Raw genomic sequence first — 552 nt, forward strand, 5'->3', positions numbered from 1 at the left:
ACCGTAGGATTCAGTCCACACAAAGTCCTGATAGCCATCTTTGTTCAAATCAACAAAAGTGCCCTTACTACCACCCATTGTTCCCAGATCGACAAAGCCGGTTCCGGTGCTGAGTTGCACGTGCATGCCACCATAGTTCCCGGTATAGGCAATATCTGTGAGGCCATCACTATTAATATCTATCGCAATTGGATTCTTCGATGTCTTTTCCGTACTAAGAAACCCCATAGAGCGGAACTCACCCATGGGCTGGTCGAATATGGCAACCCGATATCCCGCAGGTGTTGCCACCAGGAGGTCCATTGCCCCGTCGCCATTAAAATCCCCCAGGGTATCTGGCACACGGCTAACCAAACCCAGACCGTTAACGCCCGGAACATCCAGTGGGTACTTGGTGGATTGACTACTGAACTTATAGTAACGATTGGAAGAAACCGCTTCTCCTGACGGCTCCAGCAGGCGAACCTCTACCTCGCCCCCGGTTCCACTTCTGTAGTAAGCTGAAATGTAATCTGCAAGACCATCGCCATTGAAGTCGGCAAAAATAGCGTC

General features: G+C 50.4%; 1 protein-coding gene. It reads right to left on the reverse strand.

Features of this window, described 5'->3' with window-relative positions; genetic code table 11:
• Window positions 1-552, reverse strand: a 552-nt coding sequence (locus Q5Y71_RS17135; RefSeq protein ID WP_306043283.1) for a VCBS repeat-containing protein, incomplete at both ends; no start/stop codon positions are given.

The organism is Microbulbifer sp. 2205BS26-8 (genome assembly GCF_030731025.1).
Taxonomy (GTDB): Bacteria; Pseudomonadota; Gammaproteobacteria; order Pseudomonadales; family Cellvibrionaceae; genus Microbulbifer; species Microbulbifer spongiae.